Consider the following 5,356-nt stretch of genomic DNA (forward strand, 5'->3'; position numbering starts at 1 on the left):
GGGGCCCAGCTCGCGGCCCCGGTTCGCAGCCCGGTTCGCAGCCCGGTTCGCAGCCCCATTCGCAGCCCGGTTCGCAGCCCGGCTTGCGGCCGGTGACCGCACAGCGCTGCCGCTCCACTGGCGCAGTGCGCCATGACCGCCGCGACGCTTGCCCTTACACTAGGGCGATCCGATGACGGCCCGCGCCATGTCCGCGCGCCGCCCACCCGATCTGTTCGACCCGTATGAATCCATCGAATCCCACCCCGGACGCCGCCGCTGGCGCCCCCTCTGCCGCGCCAGCGAAGCGTCCGCGCGCTCCTTCGCTGCGCCACGCGGCCAGCGTGCTGGTGCTGCGCGACGGTGCCGACGGCATGGAAGTGCTGCTGGTGCGCCGGCCCGAACGCCAGGACGACCGCAGCAGCGGCGCCTATGTGTTCCCCGGCGGCACGCTCGATCCGCAGGACAACCAGCTGCACGGCCTCTGCGAAGGGCTCGACGATGCCGCCGCCAGCGCACGGCTGCGCCTGCCGGCCGGAGGGCTCGACTTCTACCTGTGCGCGGTGCGCGAATGCTGCGAGGAGGCCGGTCTGCTGTTCGCCTACCAGCGCGACGGCGAGATGGTCGCGCTCGAACGCTTCGACGACGCCCAGCTGGCCTGGCTGCGCGAGGCGGTCCGCTATGGCGGCCCGGGCATCGCCGAGGTCTGCCGCCGCTTCGATCTGCGGCTGGCGATGGACAGGATGGCCTATATCAGCCACTGGCTGACGCCGCCGGGCCTGCCCAAGCGTTTCGATACGCGCTTCTTCGTCGCGGTGCTGCCGCCGGGCCAGAGCGCGATGCACGACGGCATCGAGGCGGTCGATCATCGCTGGGTGCGCCCGGCCGAGGCGATCGCGCCGGACAGCGGCATGACGCTGGTCAACGTGACGCGGCGCATGCTGGCGTCGATCGCGCATTTCCCCACGGCGCAGGCCTGCTTCGACTACGCGCAGGGCCTGCGCGAGATCGCGCTGATCATGCCGCGGCTGGCCAATGGCCCCAAGGGCGTGCGCCCGGTGCAGCCGGACGAGCCGCCCTACGCGGAGATCGCGCGCATCGATCCGGACGGCGCCGGCCACGGCCGCTATGCGCTCGAACCTGGCGTGCCGGTGCGGCTGTCGGAACGCGTCTGGCGCGTGACCGCCGACAACGGCAACGCGATGACCGGGCCAGGTACCAACACCTATCTGGTCGGCGGCGGCAAGCGCAACGAATGGGCGGTGATCGATCCGGGCCCCGACGACGAGGCGCATCAGCGCGCGGTGCTGGCCGCCGCGCCGGGTCCGATCCGCTGGATCCTCGTCACGCATACGCATATCGATCATTCGCCGGGCGCGGTGCGGCTGCGCGAAGCGACCGGGGCCCAGGTGCTGGGGCGCATCGCAAACCGGCCCGAGCGGCAGGACCCGACCTTTGCGCCGGACCGCGTGCTCGAACACGGCGAGCGCATCGTGCTCGGCGACACGGATGTACCGGGCGACGCCATCACGCTGCGCGTGGTGCATACCCCGGGCCATGCGTCCAATCACCTGTGCTTCCTGCTCGAGGAAGAGAAGCTGCTGTTTACCGGCGACCACGTGATGCAGGGCTCGACCGTGGTGATCGGCCCGCCCGATGGCGACATGCGGGCCTATCTGGCCTCGCTCGCCGCGCTGCTGGACGAGGATCTCGAATGGCTCGCGCCCGGCCATGGTTTCCTGATGCCGCGGCCGCGCGACGCGATCCGCCTGCTGATGCGCCATCGGCAGCATCGCGAGGCCAAGGTCGTCAATGCGTTGCGCGAGCTCGGGCCGGCGCCGATCGAAACGCTGCTGCCGCGCGTCTACGACGACGTGCCGCCGCGCATGCTGCCGGTCGCGCAGCGCTCGCTGCTGGCGCACCTGCTGAAGCTGCAGGCGGACGGACAGGCGCAGGAAGCGCAGGGCGACTGGCGCATGCTGCAGTAGGCTTCGCTCCGAGCCCGAGCCCGAGCCCGAGCCCGAGCCCGAGCCCGAGCCCGAGCCCGAGCCCGAGCCAGAGCCAGAGCCAGAGCCAGAGCCAGAGCGGAACCAGCGCTGGGACCCGGACCCGTCCCGGGCGATGCGCCGGCGGGCGCAACATCGCAGTGGATTTCCCGATAGCCCATCAAGCGGAACAAGGAGACACCATGAAAGCTGCCGTGCTGCATCAGCCCAGGACCCCGCTGGTCATCGAAGACCTCGCCATCGACAAGCCCGGCCCGCGCGAGGTGCTGGTGCGCACCGCGGCGGTCGGCGTCTGCCATTCGGACCTGCATTTTCTCGACGGCGCCTACCCGTTTCCGATGCCGGTGGTGCTGGGCCACGAAGCGGCCGGGGTGGTCGAGCAGGTCGGCGCGGAAGTGCGCACGGTCAAGCCCGGCGATCATGTGATCACCTGCCTGTCGGCCTATTGCGGCCACTGCGAACACTGCCTGAGCGGCCATCTGTCGCTGTGCGTCGCCCCCGATACGCGCCGCCGTGACGACGAGCCGCCGCGGCTGCGCGCCGCCGGCGCGGCGATGAACCAGTTCCTGAACCTGTCGGCCTTCGCCGAACAGATGCTGATCCACGAGCATGCGCTGGTGGCGATCCGGCGCGACATGCCGCTGGATCGCGCCGCGCTGATCGGCTGCGCGGTGACGACCGGCTTCGGCGCGGTCACGCATACGGCCGGCGTGCGGCCGGGCGAGACCGTCGCGGTGATCGGCTGCGGCGGCATCGGTCTTGCCACCATCAACGGCGCCGCGCTGGCGGGCGCGGGCCGCATCATCGCGATCGACCGGCTGCCCGGCAAGCTGGAGCTGGCGCGGCGCTTCGGCGCCACCGATGTGGTCGACGCCAGCGCGGCCGATCCCGTCGACGCGGTGCGCACGCTGACCGGCGGCGGCGTCCATCACGCCTTCGAGGCGATCGGGCTGAAGGCCACGGCCGAGCAGGCCTTTGCGATGCTGCGCCGGGGCGGGGCCGCCACCGTGATCGGCATGCTGCCGCCGGGCGTCAAGGTCGAACTCAAGGGCACCGACTTCCTCGCCGAAAAGCGCATCCAGGGCTCGATGATGGGCTCGAACCGCTTCCCGATCGACATGCCTCGCCTGGTGGACTTCTATCTGTCGGGCCGGCTGGAGCTCGATGCGCTGATCGCGCAGCGGCTGCCGCTCGAGCGCATCAACGAGGCCTTCGACGAGCTGCGGCGCGGCGAGCTGGCGCGCTCGGTGATCCTGTTCGAGCATTAGTCCGGCCGCGGCAGAGCGCTGGACCTACGATGCCGCCCGCGCTGTGGGAAAATCCCGCTCGCGCGCCGCATCTCAGGCGCCGGCGAACGGGACGATGAAGACGATCGAATGGAAGGATTGGGAAATCTTCTGCCGCGTGGTCGAGGCAGGCACCTTCACGCATGGGGCCGAACTGGCCGAGGTGCCGAAGTCGTCCGCGAGCGCGGCGATCGCCCGGCTTGAAGCGCAGCTCGGCGGACGGCTGTTCGAGCGCAACACGCGCCGCGTGCGCGTGACCGAGCAGGGCCAGCGGCTGTACGAACGCGTCGCGCCGCATTTCGCCGCCTTGCGCGAGATCAGCGCCGAGGCCGCCTCGGCCAGCGAACAGGTCAGCGGCACGCTGCGGATCGCCACCCCGTACGAGGTCGGCTCGCAGCATCTGGCCCCGAGCCTGTCGCGTCTTCTGACGCTGCATCCGAACCTGAAGGTGCAGATCGACGTCACCTGGGACCAGCCGGACCTGCTCAAGCACGGCTACGACCTGGCCTTCGTGATGACCAACACCACGCTGCACGACAGCTCGTTCGCCAGCAAGCGCGTGGTGCTGGTCGAGCGCGCCTTCTATGCCGCGCCATCGCTGATCCAGGCGCGCGGGCTGCCGCGCTCGCCCAGCGATCTGAACGGCTGGCCCGTGATCGGCAACGCCGACGATCGGCGCTGGGAGTTCGTGCAGGACGGCGCCGAGGTGGCCGTGCTGCCGGTCGACCCGCGCATTCGCACGCACAACGCGGAGATCCGGCTGAAGGCCGCCACCGACGGGCTGGGCGTCGCGCGCCTGTCGCCGAAGTTCGTCGACGAGCAGGTGCGCCAGGGCCAGCTGGTGCGCGTGCTGCCCGCCTATGCGTCGTCGCCGCTGAAGGTCTACGTGCTGATGCCCGCGCGCAAGCTGATGCCGGCCGCGGTGCGGGCGCTGCTCGATGTGATGGAGCACACGGTGGGGGCCGCGGCGCCGGCGCGAGGAGTGCGGCGGGCGGGGAAGGCGGAGGCGAAGGGCGATACCAAGGGCGATATCAAGGGCGATATCAAGGGCGACCCCAAGGCCGATATCAAGGCTTGATGCGGCCGCGGCGGCCGCGCTCAGAACGGCTGGTCGCCGGTCCGCAGCTCGACACCCAGCGTTTCGCCGATCGCCAGGATCTCGTCATCGTCCTCGGCGCGCGCGATCCAGCCCGCGTAGACGCCCGAGCCGATCTCCCAGTGCCATAGCGTGATGCCGGACGCGCGCAGTTGCTCGTGCGCCTGCTCCATCAGTTCGGGCACGCTGGTGCTGCCCAGGAAGTCCTCGTCCTCGGGGTCGTCGACGCCCCAATCGAGCACCAGCGCCACGCGCGCCGCCAGCTGGTTCATGCAGTCGATAAAGGTGGCGGTGTCATTCTGTTCGACCTGGAAGCCCGCTTCCCAGTCCACCACGTCCTGCACCACCGACAGCAGTTCGGTGCCTTCCACCGTATCGTCGGCTTCCTCCAGCGCCTCGTCCAGCAGCGCCAACTGCTTCTCGACCATTGCGCCGTCGTCGAAATTGATCATGCCGAGCAGCCGTTCGACCGCCTGGCGCGACTCGTCGTCGATGACTCCATTCACGGCTCGCCCTCCCGCTTCCCTTGCAAAACATCCAGTGTGCCGGACCGCCGTCCACTGTGTCGGTCCGCTGTGCCGGTCCACTGCGTCGGTTCACCGCGTTGATCCGCCGTGCCGACCCAGCGGCCAACCTGATTCGCCAGTTGCCCGATTTCCCGCATCCCGCGTGGCGTCACCCGCAGCGCGCGCGACGATGGCGTGCGCTCGACCCAGCGCCGTTGCAGCATCGCGTCCAGCAAGGCCGCGCCCAGCGCGCCGCCCAGGTGCGGCTTGCGCTCGCTCCAGTCGGGACAGGTGCAGGCAAATTGCCTGCGCTTGCGGCGTGCGCCGTCCAGATCCACGCCGAGCTGCGCCATGCCGTGCGCGCCGTGCTCGGACAATTCCACCGCGCTGTCCCGCACGAGGATCCATCCCGAATCGGTCATGCGCGCGAACAGGTCGACCGCCAGTTCGCCGGCCAGGTGGTCGTAGCAAGTGCGCGCGTGG

4 protein-coding genes and 1 pseudogene are annotated in these 5,356 nt (G+C 70.4%); 3 read left to right on the top strand and 2 right to left on the bottom strand.

All coding sequences use genetic code 11. The features are described 5' to 3' along the window. Positions 1–224 precede the first annotated feature (224 nt). The 3 genes from AC6EI8_RS23755 to AC6EI8_RS23765 all read left to right on the top strand — a co-directional run bounded on the left by AC6EI8_RS23755 (position 225) and on the right by AC6EI8_RS23765 (position 4,349). Positions 225–1,967, top strand: coding sequence for an MBL fold metallo-hydrolase (locus tag AC6EI8_RS23755; protein WP_498383043.1), 1,743 nt, complete (start codon positions 225–227; stop codon positions 1,965–1,967). A 200-nt stretch (positions 1,968–2,167) separates the two neighbouring features. Further along, positions 2,168–3,253 carry a Zn-dependent alcohol dehydrogenase gene (locus AC6EI8_RS23760; RefSeq protein ID WP_149318621.1) on the top strand — a complete coding sequence of 362 codons (1,086 nt, stop codon included), beginning with the start codon at positions 2,168–2,170 and terminating at the stop codon, positions 3,251–3,253. Between the two features lie 94 nt (positions 3,254–3,347). Next, positions 3,348–4,349 carry a LysR family transcriptional regulator gene (locus tag AC6EI8_RS23765; RefSeq protein ID WP_226106976.1) on the top strand — a complete coding sequence of 334 codons (1,002 nt, stop codon included), beginning with the start codon at positions 3,348–3,350 and terminating at the stop codon, positions 4,347–4,349. A 20-nt stretch (positions 4,350–4,369) separates the two neighbouring features. Here AC6EI8_RS23765 and AC6EI8_RS23770 read toward each other — a convergent pair whose 3' ends face one another. Further along, positions 4,370–4,873, bottom strand: a complete 504-nt coding sequence (locus AC6EI8_RS23770; protein ID WP_226106978.1) for a DUF6630 family protein — start codon at positions 4,871–4,873, stop codon at positions 4,370–4,372. Next, positions 4,870–5,356: pseudogene (locus AC6EI8_RS23775) on the bottom strand (hypothetical protein); the annotation flags it as partial. The pseudogene AC6EI8_RS23775 and the gene AC6EI8_RS23770, both read right to left, overlap by 4 nt.

This window comes from Cupriavidus sp. R6-3, assembly GCF_059772245.1.